The sequence below is a fragment of the Pseudanabaena sp. 'Roaring Creek' genome (genome assembly GCF_001402795.1).
Taxonomy (GTDB): Bacteria; Cyanobacteriota; Cyanobacteriia; order Pseudanabaenales; family Pseudanabaenaceae; genus Pseudanabaena.
This window is the reverse complement of sequence record NZ_LIRE01000533.1, coordinates 1-1,520: the sequence shown is the minus strand read 5'-3', so window position 1 is coordinate 1,520 and position 1,520 is coordinate 1. Positions and strand designations below refer to the sequence as shown.

Annotated in this window: 2 protein-coding genes; one reads left to right on the top strand and one right to left on the bottom strand. The window is 39.3% G+C overall.

What is annotated here, in order from left to right; genetic code table 11:
* On the top strand, positions 1-196 hold a 196-nt coding region (locus tag AC805_RS25680), incomplete at its 5' end, for a hypothetical protein (RefSeq protein ID WP_231663205.1).
* A gap of 430 nt (positions 197-626) precedes the next feature.
* Here AC805_RS25680 and AC805_RS16035 read toward each other — a convergent pair.
* On the bottom strand, positions 627-1,430 hold the full coding sequence (locus AC805_RS16035; protein ID WP_055076351.1) for an HAD family hydrolase: 804 nt from the start codon (positions 1,428-1,430) through the stop codon (positions 627-629).
* Positions 1,431-1,520: the final 90 nt, after the last annotated feature.

The window sequence follows — 1,520 nt, the reverse complement described above, 5'->3', positions numbered from 1 at the left end:
GACATCGCTGGGATGGGTCATGCACAGCGCAAAATCTTGGTTATCGGAGGCAATTCGACATTTACCTTTGATGTCATCGCAGATTGGACAAGGGTTATTTGCTTTAGTTGGTGAAAACTTTCTGGAGGAATACTGGTTATTTAAGGAGGTCATTATTTTTGACCTCCTTGGTGCTTGCGAAGAGAGATCTCAATAAAGATCTGCTCCTGCAAGAGTTGCAAATTTAAAAACATCTAGATTGTCCTGATTGTAGGGTTTGTGGCGACTTCAATCAGAAAACAGACAGACTTTTTGAATTCAGTTCAATAATTAATTATTGGCTTTTGCAAAAAAATTAAAAAATTCGCAGCAAAAACTGTTGCTAAACTTATATCTTGCGTTAAGATATAAAGAAGCACTGAACAAAATTGCCCTCTCAAAGCAACATCTGTCCATTTTCGGATATTAAATTAAAAAACCTTCGGGTCATCAAAGAGCTAGTGGTTGCAGTCACTGGCTTTTTTGGTGTTGAAGGGGGAAAACTAGATAAGCAATCTCCTGTAGATAAAAACGGTGATCAAATCATACAGCGATTGCTCTAGATCTGATCTATAAAAGATCAAAAAAAGATCAAAATTTTATTGTATTTATCCTGCATAGGATCGCCTCGTTTTCATACTGTCATCTATGACACTATTTTTTAGCAATAGCATGGCTAACTCTTGGAAGCCAGCAAACTCAGAAGCCTGAGCAACATATTTTGGTAAATGCATCATTTTGTCTTGATAATGGCGAACATTTGCCACGCCGACCGAGATGGGAAATAGATCGGCATCAAACATCGCTTCATCATTGGGACTATCGCCAAAGGTAAGCACTTGCAGCGAATTGATTTCGGGAAAATGATTTTTGAGTACTGCATCTAAACCAGTTGCTTTATCTTGGTACAGTGGTTTGATATGACATTGGACATTGCTGTAAGCGAAACTCCAACCCATTTGCTGACATTGGGAAGAGATAGCTTGAAGATCGTCAGTCGATAAATCATTGACATCAAAAGTCCAATCGGTAATACGGAACTGATTATCAGCAGAAGGATGAAGATGAGGAAATAGCTGCTTAATGTGATGGAAAGTATTTTCTAGCAGAATGCGATGTCTAGATAGATTAGGAATCGAAGAGAGCAAAAATTGCTGACCATTGGGCTGTAAAAACAAACCACCATTTTCCGCGATCGCCCCAGCCACAGGTAAATAATTCACCAAAGCACTAACCCAACCCGCCGAACGACCAGTCACCAAGAGGACTTTAATTCCTGCTGATTGTAAATCCAGAAGAGTCGAGATGAAATCAGAAGAGAATTTTCCATTTTGGGTAAGAGTACCATCAACATCGGAAGCAATTAAACGGATGTCGGACAAATCAGCTTGATTGAGATTGAGCAGGGTCATACAGAAGAAATGAAACTATAATCAGAATACAGCCAACGGGAGACTATTGGAAAATCTAGCGATTCGCCGATGAAGTTGAAACTACCATAA

Coding starts and splice junctions, on each gene's coding strand:
- AC805_RS16035 (WP_055076351.1), bottom strand. CDS start 1,430: ATGACCCTGCTCAATCTCAATCAAGCTGATTTGTCCGACATCCGTTTA.